The sequence below is a fragment of the Metabacillus kandeliae genome, assembly GCF_021166585.1.
Lineage (GTDB): Bacteria > Bacillota > Bacilli > Bacillales > Bacillaceae > Metabacillus_B > Metabacillus_B kandeliae.
The window spans coordinates 1-20,856 of the sequence record NZ_JAJOZE010000008.1; the positions used below are offsets into that span (position 1 = coordinate 1).

Consider the following 20,856-nt stretch of genomic DNA (forward strand, 5'->3'; position numbering starts at 1 on the left):
AAAACCAGCCCTCATCGAGGACTGGTTTTCTCTTATAATCGATTATTTACCGATATACACTGCACCAGCAGAGTTATCCTTCGCTTCTCCAAGAACAGTAACTTTCAAACCGTTATTTGGCAGAATGCGTCCTGCATCAGGAAGCTTGGAATCGATATATGTGTTGCTGTCGCTGAAACGTGTAACTCCTGGAAGGCTGTCAAATGTGAACAGTCCTCTTGAAGGAGAGCTGATTGTGAATCCAGGTGTGCGGTCATAAGAGAATGCTGCGTCAGCAATCTGGTAGCGAGTGCTGTTTGCTACAGATGGCTTGCCTTTAAGCGTTCCAACAACAACCTCTGGATGTGAATCAACAACGCCAAGGAATCCGTATCCTGGGTGGTAGCCAGGGCCTGTCCAGTTATCCATGTAGCTTTCATCGCCGTACCATACTACCATTCCTGTGTTGTAAGGAACGCCGCGTCCGAATTGAAGCGCTTCGTCAGATCCTGCATAGTTTCTCCACTCAAGGTAGTAATAGTTGTCTTTGTAGAAGTTGCCGTCGGAAACAATGAAGCCGTTAAGTGCCATTTTTGGTGTTCCTTCTGCATCATCAGAGAATACTGTTTTGCCGTCTACTTTCAGTTCTGCGTTATCTAGGGCAAAGCCGTCCATTGCAAGGCCGCCGTCCGTAATATAATCGAATTGAAGCTTCACTTTTTTGCCTTTAAATTGGCTAAGGTCATAGGTTTTATCTACCCATTGGCCTTTGGATGTGTCTGCACCAGTTTTTTCATCAGTCAGTTCATCGCCAATCTTGTCAACAAGTACTTTTGTACCATCGCTCAGGACAGCGTTAACTTCAAGGAAGTCATAATCATACTCAACATCATAGTGAGCTTTGTAGCTGAATTCAGCGCTTGAAGCATTTGTCAGATCAAATTCAGGCGTGCTCATAGAATTGTGAAGGTCGTCGCCTTTGTCACTGTAATAGTATTTCTTACCGAAAGCAGGAGCAATTCCTTTAACAGGCTTCTTCGGAAGATTTACTTTTACGATGCCAGGATTTTTAGATTTTGTAACTGCCTGGTCAATCACTGTAGCCATACCGTGCCTTTGCAGGTCATCATAGTTTACTTCCGCAATGTTGGCCCAGTTGCCGCCCATTGTTTTTTGGAAGAATTCGCGGTTTTGAGGAGAGAAGCTTGTCGGCTGTGTTCCGGCAAGTTTACCTGCCCAGCTGCCGCCGCTCATGATGGACCATGCTTCGATCGGTTCACCTGCACCAGTGTACTGTGTATCATACTCATCCGGCAGACCAAGATCATGTCCAAATTCATGGGCGAATACACCAACAGCGCCGTCTTCAGGCTCTACTGTGTAATCGAATGCAGCCATCTTGCCGCCCCAGTACTTTGTGCTGGAAGTCGTGTTCGGGATTGCGTAAGGCTGTGGTCCAACTGTCCAGCGGTGAGACCAGATGGCATTTGCTCCAAGTCTGCCGCCGCCTGCTTCCTGTCCAACTCCGGCATGAATAACCATTAAGTGGTCAACGAGTCCGTCAGGCTCATTTTTGTTGCCGTCTCCATCAAGATCGTACTGATCAAATTGGTCATAATCTGATAAATTAATTCCAGCAGCAACTGCTGCATTCAAGGAATCCTTAATTAAGTCGCGAGGACCTTTAGGGCCAAGGTTATCATGGCCTGTTTTAGCGTCTGCGCCATAATCTGCAGCTTTACCAGGAACTGTAAGCCAGTCGTGAACTGTTCCTTTAACATCATAGCTTCCGCCAGATTGCTCATTGTAATACTGCTTGAATGTTTTAATTTTATCTCCGTTAAAAAGTTTAAAGTCTTTGTCACCAAAAATCATATCCTGATAGTGCTTTTGATTGAAATCACTTGCCCACATGTAATCAGGTGTTTTATCGACGTTATTATGCTTGAAATCTGCAAATTCGACCAATAAAACTAGTACGTTATCAGTGCGGACAGGACCATTGTACTTTGCCTGTTTTGCAGAGTCTACTTTTACAAAACCGTTGCCGCTGCCAGGACCAAGGTTTCCAAAACCTTTTCTTTTAGTCTTTTCTTTTTGATCTTTTTTTGTATCCTTAGCTTTTACGTTTACACTGCTCAAGCTTTGATCTTCCGGTGCTTTAAATCCCTGCTTTTGTGCTACGTAATTCTTAATTGCTGCCTGTGTTTCAGCAACAGTTGCATCGTTGTTCAGCAATCCCTGCTGCTTTAATGCTTCAGCAAGCCTTTCATCCGGAATCAGACCTACATCAATTGGTGCTGACTCTGCCACTTTTGAAGTGGAAGCTGCTGATGCAGCGTTTACAGGAAGCAAGCTTCCTAAAATAAATCCGCCGGAAAGCATGGCTGCAGCTGTTACTTTTGCAGCCTTTTTCCATTTTCTCTGATTTCTTTCCATAGAACGTTTTAACTTCCTCAACTCACAAGCCCCCTCCGCTTATGTAGAAAATAGCGCCTCATCTGGTAAAACGAGTCATATTTTCTAATAAAAAGAATATTTACTACAATATTATTATAAATTTAATCTGAATTTAATAAATAGTCCGAATTTTCTATTTCTACTAAAAAATGACTAGGCAGAATACCCTATTTTTTTGTCTATATTTCGAGAAACGAAATAATAGAAGGGTTTGTTAATAAAATGCCAGAAGAATATTTTTTAATAGAAAGGCTGTCAGGACAAGGAGTTTAGTGCTTTTATCTATTAAAATCTTTTCTCAGAAATTTATAAGGGAAATTATGTAAGTCATAATAAAACTTCTTTTCGGGAGGACTAAATCTGAGGTTTCATAATAAAAACGTTCAGAAGTTCTTTTGTTCTATTGCAATAATCGAGAAGCATTATCATGATATAACAAAGAAGGGTTTTCTCTCCCTGCCTGCCCTCTTTAAAAATAAAGATGTCCGCTGCTTCCATCGTTCAAATCGTTCTTTCAAAAGAACAAACATCACGATAGAACATTAAAAAAATCCCCTTTAAAGGGGATTTTTGATCAGCTGCCAGTTTGGCCGTCACTTTTTTGACCGGTCTGTTTTTGAGCATATTCATCAACCTTCTGTTTAGCCGCCATCGCTGTCGCCTGCAGTTGCTGCTTATGCTTTTCAACCTGTGTCATTGTCGCTGTGATGGATTGCTTCTCAGCAGGCCCTACAGTTTCCGTCTGTTTAAATCCAATCATAAAAGCTAAGATTCCTGTTACTACGACCAAACTGAAGATGCTTTTTAAAAATTTCATTTTTATCCTCCTTTAGTTGGCTGTGCTCCACGTGCCAGTCCTTCTCGGATCGGCTGCTCCATATTCCCTGCTGTTCTTTCTGTCATCGATTACCGCATTGATTCCACCGTAGAAGAAGGGAGACTTTTTCGTTCTGATGTCATATCCTCTTTTTTCAAGCTTGTCTCTCACATTTTTTGGATAGCCCGGCTCTGCATACAGCTTTTTGCCTTCGATGTAAAACCTTCGTTCCTTAATGGCTTCCTGCCATGATTTTCCGAAGTATTCGTGCTGGATCAAAGCTTGTGCGATCACCATTGGAATCCGCTTGCCGCCTGGTGTCCCTATGCCAACTGTTTCATCCTTGCTTGCCAATATGGCCGGAGTAATATAGCTGTTTGGCCTTTTTCCAGGCTGTATCCGATTTGGCGAATTCTTATTTTCACTGAATCTCGTTAAATCATTGTTCAGAAAAATACCGGCTGTGTGATAGCCTGATCCAAAGAAATTACCGAGTGTGTTTGTAACCGATACGATCGTGCCGTCACTGTCCTTGATAGAAAAATGGGTGGTATTTTCGTAATCTTTTTTGTCCGCTTCGGTATCGTTCACATCTATATCGAAAGAAACCTTGTCGAAGCTGATATTCTTTGCCTGCTTTTCAATATGGCCGGAAGAGAGCATTTGATTAGCATCCGCTTCTGTAAAAGCTGGATCGCCAATCTGCTGAATTCTGTCTTTATAGGCTTGTTTTGTGATTTCACCAATTAGATGCACATAGTTGGTTACCTGGTTTTCCTTAAATTCACCCTTGTAAAGCTCAGCCATTTTTAAAATCTCAAGCAGGGTCACTCCCCCTGTTGGAGGCGGTGACGTCAGAATATGATAGTTTCCAAACTTCCCTTCAACAGGCTCTGACTTTTTAACGGTATATTTCTTAAAATCATCCTCTGTTACGGCATCAGCTCTCTCAGCAATCTTTTTGCCGATTTCTCCTCCGTATACAGCGTCTGACCCATTCTTCTGAATCAGCTTCATGGTTTTTGCAAGATCCTGCTGTTTTACAAGCTGACCTGGCTTTAACGGTTTACCGTTAGGATAAAAGGACTTTGGAAGACCATGAAACTCTTTTTTTTGAATCGTCAGCCTGTCCGTCAAAAATTTATCTGCTTTAAAGCCTTTTTCTGCGTACTTTATAGCCGGAGCGATCAATTCGTCCATCGGTTTTTCTCCAAGCTCGATATGCGCTGTTTCCAGCCCTTTGACGAAGCCCGGAACAGCAATAGAATCTTTGGACTTAAGATTGGCGAAAGATGAAATGCCTTTGTAGTCGTACACTTTCTTAATATTTTTCTTTGGATTGTAAACGACCATGACTCCGCTGCCCCCTATGCCTGATGCAAAGGGCTCCACAACGCCAAGTGCATAGGACACGGCAACAGCTGCGTCTACAGCATTGCCTCCATCCCGGAGGACTTTCGTTCCTGCCTCAGTGGCAAGCGCGTTATTGGCACTCACTGTTCCGCCGCCGTCAGGGCCTGAATAGCTGCTGCATCTGAATATCGCAAACAGAAGAATTAATGCGATCATTACCGCCGCCACGGCTCTGGTTATCCATTTCTTAGACATAAGCACCTTCTACAACTTTTTGTCGTAATCCATTTCAAAAATGAGCTTGCCGTTTTTCTCTTTCCAATCAACATTTTTCATATCTTTGGTCAAAGTTTTAAAAATCCGCTTTTTCTGTATTTGATTAATATTTCTAAGCGGTGATGGCTGTCCTTCTCTGATTTGGAGAGGAGTGATTTCGAATCTGGCTTTCTGATCCTTCATCACTCTTAGCTGCGCAATTGCGCTTTCTCTAGTTCTTGTCCATCCTTGATCAAAAATAAAGTTCCCAAGGCTGTAGAAAATAACAGTATCTTTGTATTTTTCAACAGGCGACAGTACATGCGGGTGATGTCCTGCAATAACATCAGCTCCGGCGTCAGCCATCGCATGGGCAAATTCCTTTTGCCTCGGGTGGGGCTTTGTGTCATACTCCTGTCCCCAATGAGCATTAACAATAACCAGATCAGCCTTTTCCTTTGCTTCCGCAATTAAGGGAATGAAAATCTTCGGTTTCATTGGAAGAACTCCCGGATTTAGCTTTGTCGCATTGTAATCCTTTGGATAAATATCCGTAAATCCAAGGGTCGCTACTTTTATGCCGTTATATTCTCTATAGGATATGCGCCTTTTCGCCTCTTCAAGAGTCCGCCCGGCACCAACTGGATCAATACCATGCTGTTTCATAACGCTGAAAGTTTTATCAAGGCCCTGTATCCCATAATCAAGAGCATGGGTATTTGCTAGATTTGCGACGGTGAAATTCATATTTTGCAGCGCCTTAACAGCCTCTGTATCCGTCCCTATATGAATGTGCTGGGGGTCTTTCCCGCCTTTCAGTCCATCTGCGACGGGATGCTCAAAGTTGGCTGTTGAGTAATCAGAATTCTGCAGCAGCGGCTTGACGTTCTGGAAAAGGTAATCGTACCCCTTATGATCCGTCACTTTTTTCACCTCGCGGCCCATCATAATGTCACCCATGAAGGAGGCTGTAAAGATTTCGTCTTTATATTTCAATTCAGGCTGTCCCTGCTCGGACTTGGCAAATGAAAAGCCAAACATGATCAGGGCTGAAACAGCAAGCCAGAAGAAAACCTGTTTGGTCGTATTTAATTTGTTCCGTTTCATAAAAATCAGCAATTTTTCCTGAAAGTTTAATTTCCGTTTTCCTGAAGGACCGCTCATGTTCTCACCCCGCTTTTAAATTAAATAGTAAAGAGACATAAGCAGGAAGGTTGCTCCGCTTAGAAGCAGCGTGCTTCCGGCTGTCAAAATCAGTCCCTGCTTCTGCATCGTATTGGCAATCAGCCCGGGAACGATGACTCCAATTCCTCTAAACTCTGCTATTTCAAAGGGCATGATGGGGTAAAAATAATCAAATAGGACTTTTAATATAATGCCGGTCATCAGCATCGCTGCGAATTTCCTTCTGCCATAGAGGATGACAACTTTCCCCACCCCATGAACGACGATTAAATAGGTTAAGAGACTGATAAAAAATATGACTGCCATAAATACCGGCTGATCAAAAACGAGGGCTAAATAACCCGGTGCCACAAGACCAGCAGGGAGAACTCCTGTTTTTTCCGCAAATATCAAACTTAGCAATACGCCCAATACGAGGGCTATGTATAAATCCGATCCGAACAATTCCGTTTCCCCCTAGCTCACAAACTGCTTGATTTTATAGTCTTCCAATTTTTCGATTAATGGAGCTGCTGCACCATGGATATTTCCGACACCGTAGACAGCTCTTCCCCGAAGCATGCTCTCCATAACTTCCAGAATCTCCTCTGTTGAATACCCCTCAAGGTTATGAAGATTTTCAGATGGTATCTTTTTGGCATTGAAGGCTTCCACAATCGGCTGTGTTGTTTCTCCTATCAGAATAAGATCTTTAGCCGGAATATAAGGAAGAACATCATTGGCAAATTGAATGGTCCGGTCCACCCTGTCCGGCCGGCAGTTCATAATCACAACCGCGTCATTTGTCGGATAGCCGAGATCCTCAACTCTCTTCCAGATATTAATTGTGGAAGAAGCGTCATTCGCCGCAAATCCATTTACAAAATAGCCTGGATTATTCGGATCTACAAGAGGCAGAATTTTCATTGCACCCGGATCCGGCGGAGCATTCAGCATGCCTCTGAAGGCTGTTTTTTCATCAATCCCGAGCGCATCGGCTACTGCAAGCGCAAGAGAAGCATTATCGGGAAAAACCATATATTCAAAGCTTTTGAGGAATTGCTCTGAAATTCGTGAATTATCACAAACAATCAAAGTAGATCCTCTTTTTTCAGCTTCACGCCTAAAAAATTCTATGTACGGGCTTTCGTTCACAATGACATGTCCGTTCTTCGGAATGGTTGCGACAAACGCCTGAGCCACTTCGTCAAGAGTTGGACCCATTACATCCATATGATCCTCGAGCACGTTCACGATCACTCCAATGGTCGCCTGAAGCATATCTCTTTGAAAGATAATCTGGTAGTCAGGATTGACCGCCATGCACTCGCTGACGAATGCCTCAGCCTTCAGCTCCACGACTTCTTCTGTTACCCGCCGCTGTTCTCCTATATTTGGACCTTCCGGCCGGCGGATAATCGGTTTTTCTTCCTTCGTGTTCCAGTACATCATTCTTGCGTCCGTACCTGTGGTCTTTCCGACAGTTTTATAACCGGCCTCAATCAAAATTCCAGTTATTAACCGGGTAACCGTAGATTTGCCTCTGATGCCATTAATGTTGATCCGCATAGGGATAGAATCAAGATTTTTCTGGTGCCGCCGTTTTTCCAATACGCCCAATACCAGCAAAATGGCTGCACAAAGGGGAATAACCCACATGCCATAACATCTCCTTAAATCCCGACTTAGGCTTTTTCGTTCAGCCTCCGTCTTTTTTTCTTCCCATCCCTACTATAAGGGGCTGAGTATAGAATGAAAGATGAAGATAGTTGGAAATCCCCTTTTTTTCAAGCAGCCGATAAAATCATAGTCTAAGTGGAATGAATTATGAAAAGGGAATATTCTAATTTTTCATTGAACTTTTTGGAAGCGTTTCATCAGCTAAAAGGGGATCATAGCAGGCTTTACAGCAGCATTATCGGAGGAGAAACGCGTTTGCAGAAGGATAAAGTTTTCTTTTTAATGGGAATTCCCTAGATGTTTTATCACCTATTGCAATTATGTTAAAGATGAGAGGAAGGCCAAAAGCACCGCATAAAACCATTTACCGAGAGGGGAATCATTTTTTGGCAGGAAACACCGGCCATCTTCATGCAAAATGGTTATTTTATCTGAAATGCAAGCCATTTTATGAATCATTGGCCTTAGAAACACAGGTTACAAATATATCTTTATAAGTTTACAAAACTTCATTACTTCTTAATCTCCTTTCAACTTAAACAACTGTTTTTCATTCCAGCTGCAGACAAACCAAAAAAGACTGCCTGATGGCAGTCTTTTAAGGGTTGGTGTTCATGATGAATGGTCGAACTTTTGGATAAATAGGGTAATTTTTTTGTTATTACTTCGAAAATTGAATGTCTGCTTTTGAACCGTCGCCGAACACAGCTTTCACATCGGCTTCTGTTAATTCGGATGGCTTGAAGCCAAGTTCTTTTGTCAGCGCAGTTAAGTAGTCGCTGATGTTTGTGTCTTTAGATGGTGTAAGGACTGATTTCAGGCGGGCCATTTCCATAAGGGCAGCTAAACCTATATAGGATTTGTAGCCTGCTGAAGTTTTTTCTTCAATTTTTGCTTTGACAGTATCGTCATGCAGTGCAAGCTCAGCATGGAAATACTCGCCCTTTTTGCCTTCAAGGTACACATCCAGTTTGTTTGGCAGATAAGACTCTGCCGCTTCTTTGCTGCCTTTTTTGTACCCGAAGGAAAGATCTGCATCATTGTTGAAAGAAATGGCTGCTTTTGCTTTTAGGACATCAGAAGGTTTTACTCCAAGAGCTTTCGAAATTTTACCGATGATTGCTTCTTTGCTCATGCTTTTGTTCAAATTCAAGTCTTTGACAAATTGAACAATTTGCGTTTTAGCCTTTTCATCTGTGATTTCAAACTTCTTGCTGCCGGAATCCTTCACAATGTGTACTTTAACAGTGCCTCTTTCTTCTGTGTACTGAACAGTATACTTGGCATCCTTAAGCTTCACATCCGCTTTTAAGGTGCTGACTTTGTCCAAAAGCTGCTGTGCTGTTTCCTTAGCCTTTTGAACCTGTTCTTGTGACACGTTAGGCATTGTTGCGGCATGTCCGACTCCTGAGAAATTTACAGCAAGAGCCGTTGCCAGAACGGTTGAAGCAACTAATTTCTTCATCCAGATCTTCCCTTCACTATTAAATTTTATCGAATCATTCTAAAGCAGCTTAACTGCCTTAGAATGAAGCAACCATTTGTTTCCGAGCGGCATCCTGCGGGTCTGGAAGGACTGCATGTCTGCCGATGGAATGATATTCAGCCTTGTACTTCTTCGCCTCTTCAAGGGTGTAGCAGTTGCGGCCGTCAAAGACAACCGGGTTCTTTAAGAACAGATTGGACATAATCAGTGCTTTTTCCACGATTTCTTTCCAATCTGTCAGGATAAAGACCATATCAGCCTGCTTGATGGCATCTTCAATTTGCTCCGCATAAGCAACCTGCTCCGGGAGAACCTTTTTGGCATTTTCAGCTGCAATCGGATCATAGCCGATTACTTCTGCCCCTTCTTCTACAAGGCGCTTAGAAACAGAAATGGATGCTGCCTCTCTCATGTCATCTGTTTCAGGCTTGAATGCAAGACCTAAAAGGGCCACACGCTTGCCTTTCAGTGAGCCAAAACGCTCAATGGCTTTTTCAACAAGCAGCGTCTTCTGCTGCTCATTGATTTCAATCACTGATTTTAGCAGGTGGAAATTGTGCTCATTGTCCTGAGAAATTTTCACAAGTGCATGCGTATCTTTCGGGAAGCAAGATCCGCCGTAGCCGATGCCTGCATTTAGGAATTTAGCGCCAATGCGCGCATCCTGCCCCATTCCTTTTGCAACTTCGGAAACATCCGCGCCGACCTTTTCGCTCAGGTTGGCAATTTCGTTAATAAAGGAAATTTTAGTCGCAAGGAAAGCATTCGCAGCGTACTTGATCATTTCTGCAGAACTGATGCTTGTTTTTAAAATGGGAAGATTAAACGGCTTATTGATTTCTTCAATGATATTTGCTGCCTCTTCGTTGTCCGCTCCAATCACGATGCGGTCACCATTAAATGAGTCATGAATCGCTTGTCCTTCACGAAGGAATTCAGGATTTGATACAACCTCTACACAGTGGTTTCCCTGAAGGTTGGCAAGCACCAATTCTCTAACCTTGTGGTTTGTTCCAAGCGGAACTGTACTTTTCGTTACAACCACAGCATCACGGGTAATGTTTTGGCCAATGTCTCTTGCTGCATTGTAAATATAGGAAAGGTTAGCTGATCCGTCTTCTCCCTGCGGAGTTCCGACAGCTATGTAAACAACATCGGCATCTTTCAGCCCTGTGATGTGGCTTGTTGTAAAATCCAGTCTGCCTGCTTCCATATTTTTCAGCATCAGCTCTTCAAGACCTGGTTCATAAATTGGCGAAATGCCTTTTTTCATGGACTGCACTTTTTCTTCATTGATATCAAGGCATACTACGCTGTGGCCGATTTCAGATAAGCATACGCCTGTCACTAACCCAACATAGCCAGTACCGATAATGGCAATTTTCATCGTATTCTCCTCCTTAAGAAAGAATAAATTCTTTGCGTTTTGCTAGTTCTTTTAAATACTCCTGAACCTGTGCGCTTAAATCATTTCTTTCCAGAGCAAAATCAATTGTTGCTTTAACAAATCCGAATTTGTCGCCAACATCGTAGCGTTTGCCGGAAAAGTCATAGGCCAGTACGTTCTGGGATTCGTTCAGGATTTTAATAGCATCTGTCAGCTGAATTTCATTTCCGGATCCTGGCGGAAGAGTATTTAAAATATCAAATATTTCCGGCGTTAACACATAGCGGCCCATAATTGCATAGTTGGATGGGGCATCTTCACGTGCAGGCTTTTCTACAACAGACGCAAGGGAGATAATCCCATCGTCAAGAGTTGCATTTTCAAGCGGTGCAATGATGCCGTACTTTGAAACGTCTTCATGAGCAACTTCCTGTACACCCACAACAGAGGATTCATATTTGTCGTAAACATCGATCAGCTGTTTTAAGCAAGGCTTATCTGCTTTTACGATATCGTCTCCAAGCAGAACAGCAAATGGTTCATTTCCAATGAAGCTGCTTGCACAATTGATAGCGTGGCCAAGACCTTTTGGCTCTTTCTGCCGGATATAGTGAATGTTCGCCATATTGGAAATGGCTTGAATTTCTTCGAGTCTTTCAAACTTTTCTTTTTTCAAAAGGGTTTCTTCCAGCTCATATGCTTTGTCGAAATGGTCTTCGATAGCACGCTTTCCGCGTCCGCTAATGACAAGAATATCCTCAATGCCGGATTGGATGGCTTCTTCCACAATGTATTGTATGGTTGGTTTGTCGACGATCGGAAGCATTTCTTTCGGCTGTGCTTTTGTCGCCGGAAGAAATCTTGTTCCAAGGCCTGCAGCAGGTATAATAGCTTTGCGAATTTTCATAGAAACATCTCCAATCAAGTTGTTATCAGCAAAAGGCTTAAGAGGCTGTAACTTAGCCTCTTGTGCCCCAAGATGTAGAACGCAGTGTCAGCAGTGCCCAGAAACGAAGCGGGCAAAGCAGGAAAAGGAAAAGAATTCCGTAAATCGGCGCCAGCAAGAACGTAAGCGGCTTTTTATAAGCGTAAAAGACATTTCGGGCATAGGCAGAGATGGTTACATATGCCAAGTAGTAGATCAGCATGATCCAGCCCATTGTCGAAGACGTATAGTAAATGGCAAAGACAAGTGACACGCCAAACGCAATCCAAAGGAACATTTCAAGCAGTACCCATACAAAGACATTCGGTTTCGTTAAGCCGATTTTAAGGGCAATCAGACTTTCGCGGAAAAATGACTTGTTCCAGCGTGATTGCTGCTTCAGTAAAGTTCTCAGTGTAGTCGGTGCGTCAGTGATGCATCGTGCTGTTGATTGATAAAGTGTTTTTCCTTCACGGATCGCATAGTTCGTCAGGCATCGGTCATCACCGAGCTGAACTTGCTGTCCAAGGAAGGTTTGAGTTCCATAATGGTTCAGGTTCTTCATCACTACTTCGCTGCGGTAAGCACTCAAAGGACCGCTGCAGACTAGAACGTTATTTGTAACAGAATGCGCCGCACGCTCAACACGGAAAGCATTGTCATAACGCATATCGATCAGACGGGTCAAAACATTGTCAGTACGGTTCCGGATGTTGACATGACCTGTTGTTGCTGAAACTTCATTGTCATTAAAAGGTTTTAACAGCTCGCGCACGGCATTCGGAAACACTGTGCAGTCAGAATCAACTGTTACAAAAACATCGCCTGTAGCCCGTTCAAAAGCCCAAATTTGCGCATGGCGCTTGCCGGCATTCTTAGGCAGACGGTGAACAATTAAGTTCGGAAGTTTATAAGAAGGATCTCCAGCAGCCAGTGCTGCCAGCTTTTCACCTGATCCTGAAGTTAAATTTTCTTTTAGTTTTAATGTTGCTTCATATGCCGAAATATCTTTGCTTCCATCGTCAATGACGAAGATTTCATGGATTGGATAATCCTGTTTCAGGATGCTCTCAATTGTACCGAGAACAGCGTCAGGCGCTTCATTATAGGAAGGAATGATGACCGAAACTTTTAAATCCGGCGGATCAATATCAACGGTATCGTATTTGAAGGAAAGAAGCATTTTCCCAAGCAGATACGCAATCATGACAGATCCATAGACACCGATTGTCAGGTTAAGACTTGATGAGGCTGTCCAGTTCACATAGAAAAGAGCAGCTACTAAAATAATGAAAAGTGTGATAACAAAGGTTTTTTCCTTAGTGGAAAGTTTTTTCTGCGTGGAAACCTTTTTTACTTCCGGCTGTTCGGAAGCAAGTTCCTGTTCAACTTTAGCCATTGTAGTTCTCCTCTCAAATTATCATTCTTAAAATTTTGACTAAGATCCACTCCGAAGATCTCCACCTCTTTTGTTCGCCTCGATGCCGAAGTCTTTTGTCATGAACAGATTAATGAATTTTCAAACCTCTTTTCAATCTGCCGTATTGCCCGTGACAAATTTCATCCCCATTCGTCAAAAAACCTCTAAAGTGTGATGATCATTATGTTGTAAGCGTTAACTTAACTGACTGTAATAATTGTAACTTTTCTGTAACAATACGGCAGGCTGGTGGTTTCTAAGATGGATAAACCTATATAACCTATACATCTATTAGAATTTTACGAAGTGTGAAACAGTTTACGATTTTGTAATAATTTATTTTCTAGTTTTCATGAAAACAAGACCCTCAACGATCTAAGGGCAAATAAGGGTACAAATGTTAAGAAAAATGAGAAAAGGTATCTAATAAACTACAACATTTTCGTCACTATTCGACATATTAATACAAAATCATAAGCCTATATACATATATAAGACGCTGTTTTTCCCTTATTATTGGATATTTACCCGAAAAATACCGAAAAATCCTGTGAGGTTCGGCGCATCAAATTTCAAAATTAAATTTATGGAAATAGTAAGCAGGTTGCGGGGTAACCGCCGGCATGATATTTAATGAGACGGGGGCAAAGTTTTTCTACCCTTAGATATGACTATTAGAATACGAATACCTTGTTATCGCACAATGGACTTAGTAAGGATTTTACTGGAAAGAAAGGGGTCATATGATAGACAGCCGACTAGCCCCTGGCCCCTGCAAAACTGCATGTAATTGGAAAAAGTATTTTTACTGAAGAGGAGAGTGCAGCCGCCGAATGATAAAGCTTGAGCACGTTTCAAAAATATATACTAATGGAAAAACATCATTTCCGGCCTTGGACAACGTCAGCTTCTCCATTGAACAGGGAGAGTTTGCAGGCATTATCGGAAAATCCGGGAGCGGGAAATCTACGCTTCTCAACATACTTTCTGGAGTTGACAGGCCGTCAGCAGGATCAGTTGAAATAAATGGAGAGCTTGTATCAACCCTTTCAGGCAGGAAGCTGACGAAATGGAGAGCAGCCAATATCGGCATTGTCTTTCAGGCCTTTCATTTAATACCTGCCTTAACACTGCTTGAAAATGTGCTTCTTCCTATGGAGTTCGCAAAAAGAGGCTCCCGTAAGAAAAGACGAACCAGAGCAATGGAGCTGCTGGAATCAGTCGGGCTTACAGAGCGGATGAATCATTTTCCGGATCACGTGTCAGGCGGGGAAAAGCAGCGCACTGCAGTAGCACGTTCATTGGCTAATGATCCCCCGGTTATCCTTGCAGATGAGCCGACTGGGAATCTTGATTCAGAGAATGCGATTCAGATTTTTTCCTTATTTGAGCAGCTGGCTGATGAAGGAAAGACTGTCATTATCGTGACACACGATCAGGAGCTGGCTGAAAAAACCGATCGTACCCTTCAAGTAAAGGACGGCCGCATTATCAGCACCCTTGCAAGGGAGAGGGGGCTTCTATGATCCCCGTCTATATAAAGAAAGCATGGCAAGATCTTGCAAGGCATAAATCAAGAACATTTGTCATTATTCTTTCAATTACCTTCTGTCTTTCAATGGTAGGAACATTGCTGAATACAAAACTTTTATTTGAGCAGGCCCAAAACGAAAGCATGAAAAGTACGAATGCCGCTGATGCAACCTTTACGACCAGTACATTTAATAAGGACATCTCCTTTTTGAAGAAGGTAAAGGGTGTTCAGACAGCAGAGCGTAAATGGGTAACAAGGGCAAGGGCGGAGATTGGACGCTCAAATAAAAATTTTGAACTGACCGCGCTTCCCGACAATGGAGCCTTTTCTATTAATAAAATCAGGCTTCCCGGCAATATTCCCTCTGGCCAAAAAGGTATTTACCTTGACCAGTCGACAATGGATGCTCTGCATTTAAAAAAGGGAAGCGTGATTACGCTGTCCCTGCCCGGCAAAAGCAAAAAAACGCTAAAGGTTGCAGGAGCTGTGAAAGATTACTACAAAACTCCTATCACATACAGCGGCAAAGGCTATGGTTATTTAACAGAAGCAGCGTTTCGGAATCTGGGTGCTGAGAAGGGCTGCAACACTGTGCAGCTTACCTTTAAGTCCGGAACAACGGAAAACCAGGCACAAAAAATAACGGCAGATGCTGCATCTGCTTTAAAAGATCAGGATATTTCAGTATCCAGGACCGAACAGGCCGAGGAGCCTTTCTTTCTTCGCAAAACGATGGCCGACAGCATCCTGCTGCTGCTGATCCTGCTGGGCGGGCTTTCCCTCATACTGGGGATTTTGCTTGTTGTACACCTCTTTTATCGGATGGTGGCAGAACAAGCATTTGAAATGAGTGTAATGAAAGTCCTCGGTGCGGGAACACGCCATTTCTGGATGCAATATGGCGCAGTTTTAGGCTATATCGGAACAATGGTGTTTCTTTTTTCTACTATTATCAGCAGCAGTGCATCCTGGTTTTTCTCTAAAGAACTGGTGCAGCGTCTGAATATGGGAGAGCCGCATTTTTCCTACTCTAAATATGTGCTTTTGGCAGCACTTGTCCTCTCTTTCCTTGTCCCGGCACTTGCTGCTGTTTTCCCTATTGCACAAATCGTCAGAATTAAGGCGGCGGACGGTCTGCAGCAAATGCGGCAGCAGACGGTTAAAAGGACCGAAAAAAGAAACTTTGGAAGGTTCTTTACCTACCGTGTTCTGTCCGTCCGGAATGCTTTTTCAAAAAAGCTGCAGCTTCTGACCAACATTGTGATGCTTTCCTTCGGCGGTGCCGTCATTATTGCCTGCATGGCCTTAAACAGCTCGCTGTTATCAACTCTGAAGGGAATTCAGCACTATTGGAACTATGATGTGGAGTGGGATGTTCAAACACCGCTTTCGACTGATCAGCTGATAAAGAAAGCTGAAAATGTTCAGCATGTGAAAAATGCTGAAGCCTGGACAACCCGTAATACAGAGCTTCAGCAGCAAGGAGCTTCAGACAAGCACAACGCGCTCCTTATTGCTCTTCCTGCAGAAACAGAAATGGTGCGGCCTAAAATGGAAAAGGGAAATTGGCTGAAAAAGCAGGATACCATTGTTGTAAACCGAGATGTAGAACAGCTGATTGGGAACGTTAATCCCGGTGACAAGCTAAAGCTTAAAATTGGCGACAAAACGAAGGTTTGGAGAATCAGCGGCATCATGAGCGGACAGCTGAATGGGCCGGCCATCTATATGGAGCGCGATCAATATGCTTCATGGATGAAAAATAACAGCAGCAATCGGGTTGTGGCGAAAATCAGTTCTCCGGCAGCAGATCACAGCTATCAAACCATTTCAGATGCTGACAAGGTTTTCGCCAAAAATATGATCGCTGTCCAAAGTGTCCAAACAGCTTCTGATATGACAGACAGGCCGCTTGAAATCATTCAATTAATCTATTATGCGATTATGGCCGTCGGGGTGCTTTTTGCCGCAGTCGGTGCTTTTAATTTAATGACCGCAATGAGTGTGAATGTTTTGGAAAGAAAAAAAGAGATTGGTGTTATCCGAAGCATGGGCGGTACAAAGAGGAAAATCTACAGCCTGTTTATAGGCGAAGGAATATTGATTGCTTCTATCAGCTGGGCGATTTCTGCAGCTCTCGCTTATCCGCTTCATCTGTTTTTGAGCCAAAAAGTTGGGGAATCCCTGCTGCATGACTCCCTGCAGAACGTCTTCCCCATTTCCGGCATTGTTTTTTGGCTGGCAGCAAGCATCATCATCGGTGTCTTCGCAAGCATGCTGCCGGCAGGCAAGGCAGCAAACCAGCCATTGCGCGAATTGTTATAGCTTATATCCAGCAGCAAAAACGGAGGGATAAAAATGAAAAAGGTCTTGTTTTTACCGCTTTTTCAAATGGAATCTGGACACCATCAAACATCTCATGCGCTCATGGAAGCGTTCAGCGAACAGGAGCCTGATGTGATTTGCGAAAAAATTGATTTTCTATCCTATGTGAGCCCTGCTCTGGAAAAGAATATTTCCCATTTTTACTTAAAGCTGATTAAGAAAAATCCGGGATGCTACAGCCGTTTTTACAAAAAATTCTTCAGCAGGACATCAGGCTTGATCCAATCCTTCTATACTTCCTTTTTTATGGAAAAAATGGAGCAGCTGATTCAGCAAAAGCAGCCTGACCTTATTATCTGCACACACAGCTTTCCTTCCTTTCTTGTCAGCAAGCTGAAAAAGTACGGGGTATGCAAAGCGCCGGTTGTTAATATTTATACAGACTTTTTCATCAACAGCCTCTGGGGAAAAGAAGGAGCCGACTGGCACTTTGTTCCGACGCCTCAAGTGAAGGAGAAGCTGATCTCATCTGGCATATCTGAAGAAAAAATAGTGATATCCGGCATTTTGTCTGATGATCGCATTATCAGGCAAAAGAAGAAAAAAAGAATTACGGGCAAGCTGAATATCCTGGCAGCGGGAGGAAGCCATGGCTTAGGGGAAAATTTGGACAGCCTTACGCGCATGGAAAGAGAATATCCTATTGAATACAGGATTCTATGCGGTTCAAATGAACAGCTCTATAAAAATTTTGCTTCCTTAGGAATGCCGTCAGTGCGGCCTTTATCCTACATTTCATGCAGAAGTTCTATGAATCAGCTTTACGACTGGGCAGACGCCATTATTACCAAGCCTGGCGGTGTAACGGTCAGTGAGGCATTGAAAAAGCGGATTCCTGTTTTTATTCATTCGGTTTTACCGGGACAAGAGGAAATAAACCTTTCCTATCTAAAAGAAAAAGGCCTTGTCTATCATTTAAATGAAAATTTGCCATTTGAAGAACAGATTGTGAATGTGCTCAATAATCAGCCGCTTCTCTTTAAAATGCATAAAGCAATGAATAGCTATCATGAGGACATGGAAACAGAAAGCTGCGGGGAAGCAGTTGAATTTATAATGAACAAGATTATGGGTAAGTCTGGTGTCATTCAAGAGGATTATATAGATGGCCTGTTTTCTAAGCTGTATGGCAGCTGGGAATAAGGCAGAAATGAAGAGGCGGGGTTTGCTGCACGATTGGGCATGCCCCGCTTTAATTTTTGATAATATTAAAATAGATAAAGAAACAGCCAATCGCAAGCACTAGAATATGAAGCCATGTAAAGGTTGAATGAAACAAATTCATAAAAGTTTCCATTACTCTCTTTCTCCTCTCCTCAAACGGTCGATCCTTACATTACAGGTTCTTTGTTTTTGCCGTTTTTGAATAATGTTCCATGCAGTTATGCCATTTGGCACCCATTTTAACCTGCACAATATTTATATCGGAACAAATGACTAGATGTTAAGAGGAAAATGGGTTTTTTTACTCAATACTTTTAACTTATAAAAAATTTAATTGCGTATCTTCAAAATAGGATCCATTTTTTTGGTTCTATTTTCATCAGACTCTCCTTAAAAAACTCTTCGAATCCCACAATGTCTTAATGACTGTCAATCTGCCTTATATAGTGAATTGATAAAACTTACCATTAATTTCGAAGCGTTTCCATATACTTACCCCATCTTAGCAAAAATACTCAAATGAAGAGAGTTTATTTGCGAAATAGCCCAAATGGATGCAATGTCTCATTTACTGAAAATAGGATAGGTCATTGCGTACACTATATGGAAGTATTTTGTACTTTATCCCCTCTGAGGAACGAGCAGGTATGGCGGTTAAAAGCACTTTGTTTTCAAAATGAGATAATATTTTAATTAGGATGCAATCTTAGATATGCCACTGTTATATTTAATAAAAGAATTTAAAATACACTCGAATTCTCTGCATAAAATAGCCCCGCTCCAATTAAGGGCGGGGCCTGAAATTAATTTTCGCCTTCATTCAGCGCCTTTTCTGCTAAAAGAAGTGATCCAATGATGCCTGCTTTGTCACCTAAGCCAGGCGGCACAATATATTCATTGATGCTGTCGAGATATTCCGGAAGCACAACATATTCTTTCATGAGCGCTTTAAAATGCTTATGAATAATCGGGAATAAATGAGTCTGCTTCATTACCCCGCCGCCAAGAATAATTTTTTTAGGCGACAGAATCAGGGCATACTGCATGAGCGCCTGGGCAAGATAAAAGCCTTCCATTTCCCATACTTCAGGCCTGTCTGCAAGCTCAATCCCTTTTTTGCCCCATCTTTCTTCGATGGCAGGACCTGCTGCAAGGCCCTCCAGACAGTCACCATGATAAGGGCATTTTCCTCTATATGTATCTTCCGGATGTTTTCTTACGAGGATATGGCCCATCTCAGGATGAGAAAGCCCCTGGAGCACTTCCCCCTTTACGATAGCCCCTCCGCCGATACCTGTGCCGACTGTCAGGTAAAGACAGCTGTCGAGTCCTTTTGCTGCACCGTAAACAGCTTCTCCTAAAGCAGCGGCATTGACATCTGTAGTAAACCCGACAGGCACATCAAATTTTTCTTTCAGCGCCCCTGCGAGCTGGAAGTTTCTCCATGGAATTTTAGGTGTTGACGTCACAGATCCATAAGAAGGACTGCCGGTGTCCACATCTATTGGACCGAATGACCCGATTCCAATAGCGTCAAGCTGATGGCGGCTAAAAAAATCGTAAACAGCCGGCATGGTTTCTTCCGGTGAAAGCGTTGGGATTTGGATTTGTTCCACAATATTTCCTTTTTCATCTCCTGCTGCGCAAATAAACTTTGTACCGCCTGCTTCAATTCCTCCAAGCTTCATGCTGCTCCCCCGTTCCTTACTTCATAATATTGACGTTTATAAATACAAATTTATCATATCTATGGCGTGCAAAGGAATATTCAAACGGTATACCAGTGTTTAAGAAACCTACCTGCTCCACTTCCAGTATCGGGTCATCTTTTTTGCAGTCCAAGTGCTCTTTATCGAGCTCATTTGGCTTTGAGGCCCTGATCTTCTGATGAGACCCGCCGATCGTGAGACCAAGGTTTTGAATAATATGCTTATAAATTGATCCGTACAAGATTTCTTCTGTTAAGCCTGGAATCAGATTAGCAGGCATGTACGTTTCTTCCATTACGTAAGGCTCACCTTCCACCACTCTAAGGCGGATGATGTGATAGACAGGTGATTTCGCATCAATCGCCAGATGGGCTGCTGTTTCCTCGCTCGGAAACTCTACTCCGAACTGAATAATTTTGCTGCTGATGTTCTTCCCTTTTAAAAGCTCTGTCAGCCCGATTGTTTCTTTGCTGACCACATTTACCCTTGCATCCTGCTTGGCTGATTTAATAATAAATGTTCCGTGCCCTCTTTTTCGGTAAAGCAGCCCTTCCATGACAAGAATATCGAGCGCCCGCTTCATTGTCATCCTGCTGCATTCAAACTCCTTTGCAAGGGAGACTTCATCAGGAATAGGCTGTTCAACGCAATAATCCCCATTTTTGATTCGTTTTCTGATCTCATTTGAGATCCATTCATATTTAACCACTCTACACACCTGCCTGCTGGCTAGTTGATTGTTTGATATAGTCTTTCTTATCTTAATGGTGATCCTTTGCCATCCTCTATCCATTATACCAATTAGACTGAGCAAATTGAAAAGTCAAAAAAGCGGGTGCCCTTACTTACATGGGCACCCTTTCCTTGCAGGATAAAAAAGGATAAAATTTCACCTTAGCTGGCTTGATTGTTTAAGGATAGATTAAGGCGTTTATGTCCAGCTCCAGCGCCTAGCCCCTCGAGTCACTTCACAAAAATCCAAAAAGTCAAACCCGGACTTTTCGGATTTTTGCTCCAGTGCTTGTCGGGGCTGAGCAAGCGGCTTCCGCTTTTCTGCTTGTCCAGCTCCAGCCGCTAGCCCCTCGAGGTCATAAGCCGCTCATCCAGGGAAAGGAAAGACCACCTTTCCCCGGATGAT

15 protein-coding genes are annotated in these 20,856 nt (G+C 42.9%); 3 read left to right on the forward strand and 12 right to left on the reverse strand.

Going from position 1 to position 20,856, the window contains the following annotated elements:
* Nucleotides 1–42: 42 nt before the first annotated feature.
* The 10 genes from LRR81_RS15175 to LRR81_RS15220 all read right to left on the reverse strand — a co-directional run bounded on the left by LRR81_RS15175 (nucleotide 43) and on the right by LRR81_RS15220 (nucleotide 12,905).
* The gene (locus LRR81_RS15175; protein ID WP_231790372.1) at nucleotides 43–2,418 is read right to left on the reverse strand and encodes an immune inhibitor A domain-containing protein; all 2,376 of its coding nucleotides are present in this window, start codon (nucleotides 2,416–2,418) and stop codon (nucleotides 43–45) included.
* A 595-nt stretch (nucleotides 2,419–3,013) separates the two neighbouring features.
* Nucleotides 3,014–3,256, reverse strand: coding sequence for a hypothetical protein (locus LRR81_RS15180; protein WP_231790237.1), 243 nt, complete (start codon nucleotides 3,254–3,256; stop codon nucleotides 3,014–3,016).
* A 12-nt stretch (nucleotides 3,257–3,268) separates the two neighbouring features.
* Nucleotides 3,269–4,864 (reverse strand): gamma-glutamyltransferase family protein, encoded by a 1,596-nt coding sequence (locus tag LRR81_RS15185; protein ID WP_231790238.1) that lies wholly within the window; start codon nucleotides 4,862–4,864, stop codon nucleotides 3,269–3,271.
* A gap of 9 nt (nucleotides 4,865–4,873) precedes the next feature.
* On the reverse strand, nucleotides 4,874–6,028 hold the full coding sequence (locus LRR81_RS15190) for a CapA family protein (RefSeq protein WP_231790239.1): 1,155 nt from the start codon (nucleotides 6,026–6,028) through the stop codon (nucleotides 4,874–4,876).
* A gap of 15 nt (nucleotides 6,029–6,043) precedes the next feature.
* On the reverse strand, nucleotides 6,044–6,493 hold the full coding sequence (gene pgsC, locus LRR81_RS15195) for a poly-gamma-glutamate biosynthesis protein PgsC (RefSeq protein WP_231790240.1): 450 nt from the start codon (nucleotides 6,491–6,493) through the stop codon (nucleotides 6,044–6,046).
* A 12-nt stretch (nucleotides 6,494–6,505) separates the two neighbouring features.
* Entirely contained in the window at nucleotides 6,506–7,687 is a 1,182-nt protein-coding gene (pgsB, locus tag LRR81_RS15200; RefSeq protein ID WP_231790241.1) for a poly-gamma-glutamate synthase PgsB, read from the reverse strand.
* A gap of 682 nt (nucleotides 7,688–8,369) precedes the next feature.
* Nucleotides 8,370–9,173: a YusW family protein gene (locus tag LRR81_RS15205; protein ID WP_231790242.1), complete on the reverse strand. Its 804-nt coding sequence runs from the start codon at nucleotides 9,171–9,173 to the stop codon at nucleotides 8,370–8,372.
* Between the two features lie 58 nt (nucleotides 9,174–9,231).
* On the reverse strand, nucleotides 9,232–10,581 hold the full coding sequence (locus LRR81_RS15210; protein ID WP_231790243.1) for a UDP-glucose dehydrogenase family protein: 1,350 nt from the start codon (nucleotides 10,579–10,581) through the stop codon (nucleotides 9,232–9,234).
* Nucleotides 10,582–10,594: 13 nt separating this feature from the next.
* A complete protein-coding gene (gene galU / locus LRR81_RS15215) occupies nucleotides 10,595–11,488 on the reverse strand; it encodes a UTP--glucose-1-phosphate uridylyltransferase GalU (RefSeq protein ID WP_231790244.1) in 894 nt (297 codons plus the stop codon).
* Between the two features lie 52 nt (nucleotides 11,489–11,540).
* Entirely contained in the window at nucleotides 11,541–12,905 is a 1,365-nt protein-coding gene (locus LRR81_RS15220; protein ID WP_231790245.1) for a glycosyltransferase family 2 protein, read from the reverse strand.
* Nucleotides 12,906–13,759: 854 nt separating this feature from the next.
* Between LRR81_RS15220 and LRR81_RS15225 the strand changes: the two genes are divergently transcribed.
* From LRR81_RS15225 to LRR81_RS15235, 3 genes are read left to right on the forward strand one after another with little or no spacing between them, the layout of a single operon-like run.
* Nucleotides 13,760–14,452, forward strand: a complete 693-nt coding sequence (locus LRR81_RS15225; RefSeq protein ID WP_231790246.1) for an ABC transporter ATP-binding protein — start codon at nucleotides 13,760–13,762, stop codon at nucleotides 14,450–14,452.
* A complete protein-coding gene (locus tag LRR81_RS15230) occupies nucleotides 14,449–16,785 on the forward strand; it encodes an ABC transporter permease (RefSeq protein ID WP_231790247.1) in 2,337 nt (778 codons plus the stop codon). Before LRR81_RS15225 ends, LRR81_RS15230 begins: the two co-directional genes overlap by 4 nt.
* A gap of 33 nt (nucleotides 16,786–16,818) precedes the next feature.
* Nucleotides 16,819–17,988: an MGDG synthase family glycosyltransferase gene (locus tag LRR81_RS15235; protein ID WP_231790248.1), complete on the forward strand. Its 1,170-nt coding sequence runs from the start codon at nucleotides 16,819–16,821 to the stop codon at nucleotides 17,986–17,988.
* A gap of 824 nt (nucleotides 17,989–18,812) precedes the next feature.
* Here LRR81_RS15235 and LRR81_RS15240 read toward each other — a convergent pair.
* Nucleotides 18,813–19,697: an ROK family protein gene (locus LRR81_RS15240; RefSeq protein WP_231790249.1), complete on the reverse strand. Its 885-nt coding sequence runs from the start codon at nucleotides 19,695–19,697 to the stop codon at nucleotides 18,813–18,815.
* A 16-nt stretch (nucleotides 19,698–19,713) separates the two neighbouring features.
* Entirely contained in the window at nucleotides 19,714–20,427 is a 714-nt protein-coding gene (locus LRR81_RS15245; RefSeq protein ID WP_231790250.1) for a GntR family transcriptional regulator, read from the reverse strand.
* Nucleotides 20,428–20,856 lie beyond the last annotated feature (429 nt).

Bases quoted from the DNA above. Each gene is read 5' to 3' on its own strand.
- LRR81_RS15185 (WP_231790238.1), bottom strand. From the start codon at position 4,864: ATGTCTAAGAAATGGATAACCAGAGCCGTGGCGGCGGTAATGATCGCA.
- LRR81_RS15205 (WP_231790242.1), bottom strand. From the start codon at position 9,173: ATGAAGAAATTAGTTGCTTCAACCGTTCTGGCAACGGCTCTTGCTGTA.
- galU (WP_231790244.1), bottom strand. From the start codon at position 11,488: ATGAAAATTCGCAAAGCTATTATACCTGCTGCAGGCCTTGGAACAAGA.
- LRR81_RS15180 (WP_231790237.1), bottom strand. From the start codon at position 3,256: ATGAAATTTTTAAAAAGCATCTTCAGTTTGGTCGTAGTAACAGGAATC.
- LRR81_RS15210 (WP_231790243.1), bottom strand. From the start codon at position 10,581: ATGAAAATTGCCATTATCGGTACTGGCTATGTTGGGTTAGTGACAGGC.
- LRR81_RS15240 (WP_231790249.1), bottom strand. From the start codon at position 19,697: ATGAAGCTTGGAGGAATTGAAGCAGGCGGTACAAAGTTTATTTGCGCA.
- LRR81_RS15230 (WP_231790247.1), top strand. From the start codon at position 14,449: ATGATCCCCGTCTATATAAAGAAAGCATGGCAAGATCTTGCAAGGCAT.
- LRR81_RS15220 (WP_231790245.1), bottom strand. From the start codon at position 12,905: ATGGCTAAAGTTGAACAGGAACTTGCTTCCGAACAGCCGGAAGTAAAA.
- LRR81_RS15235 (WP_231790248.1), top strand. From the start codon at position 16,819: ATGAAAAAGGTCTTGTTTTTACCGCTTTTTCAAATGGAATCTGGACAC.
- LRR81_RS15175 (WP_231790372.1), bottom strand. From the start codon at position 2,418: ATGGAAAGAAATCAGAGAAAATGGAAAAAGGCTGCAAAAGTAACAGCT.
- LRR81_RS15225 (WP_231790246.1), top strand. From the start codon at position 13,760: ATGATAAAGCTTGAGCACGTTTCAAAAATATATACTAATGGAAAAACA.
- LRR81_RS15190 (WP_231790239.1), bottom strand. From the start codon at position 6,028: ATGAGCGGTCCTTCAGGAAAACGGAAATTAAACTTTCAGGAAAAATTG.
- pgsB (WP_231790241.1), bottom strand. From the start codon at position 7,687: ATGTGGGTTATTCCCCTTTGTGCAGCCATTTTGCTGGTATTGGGCGTA.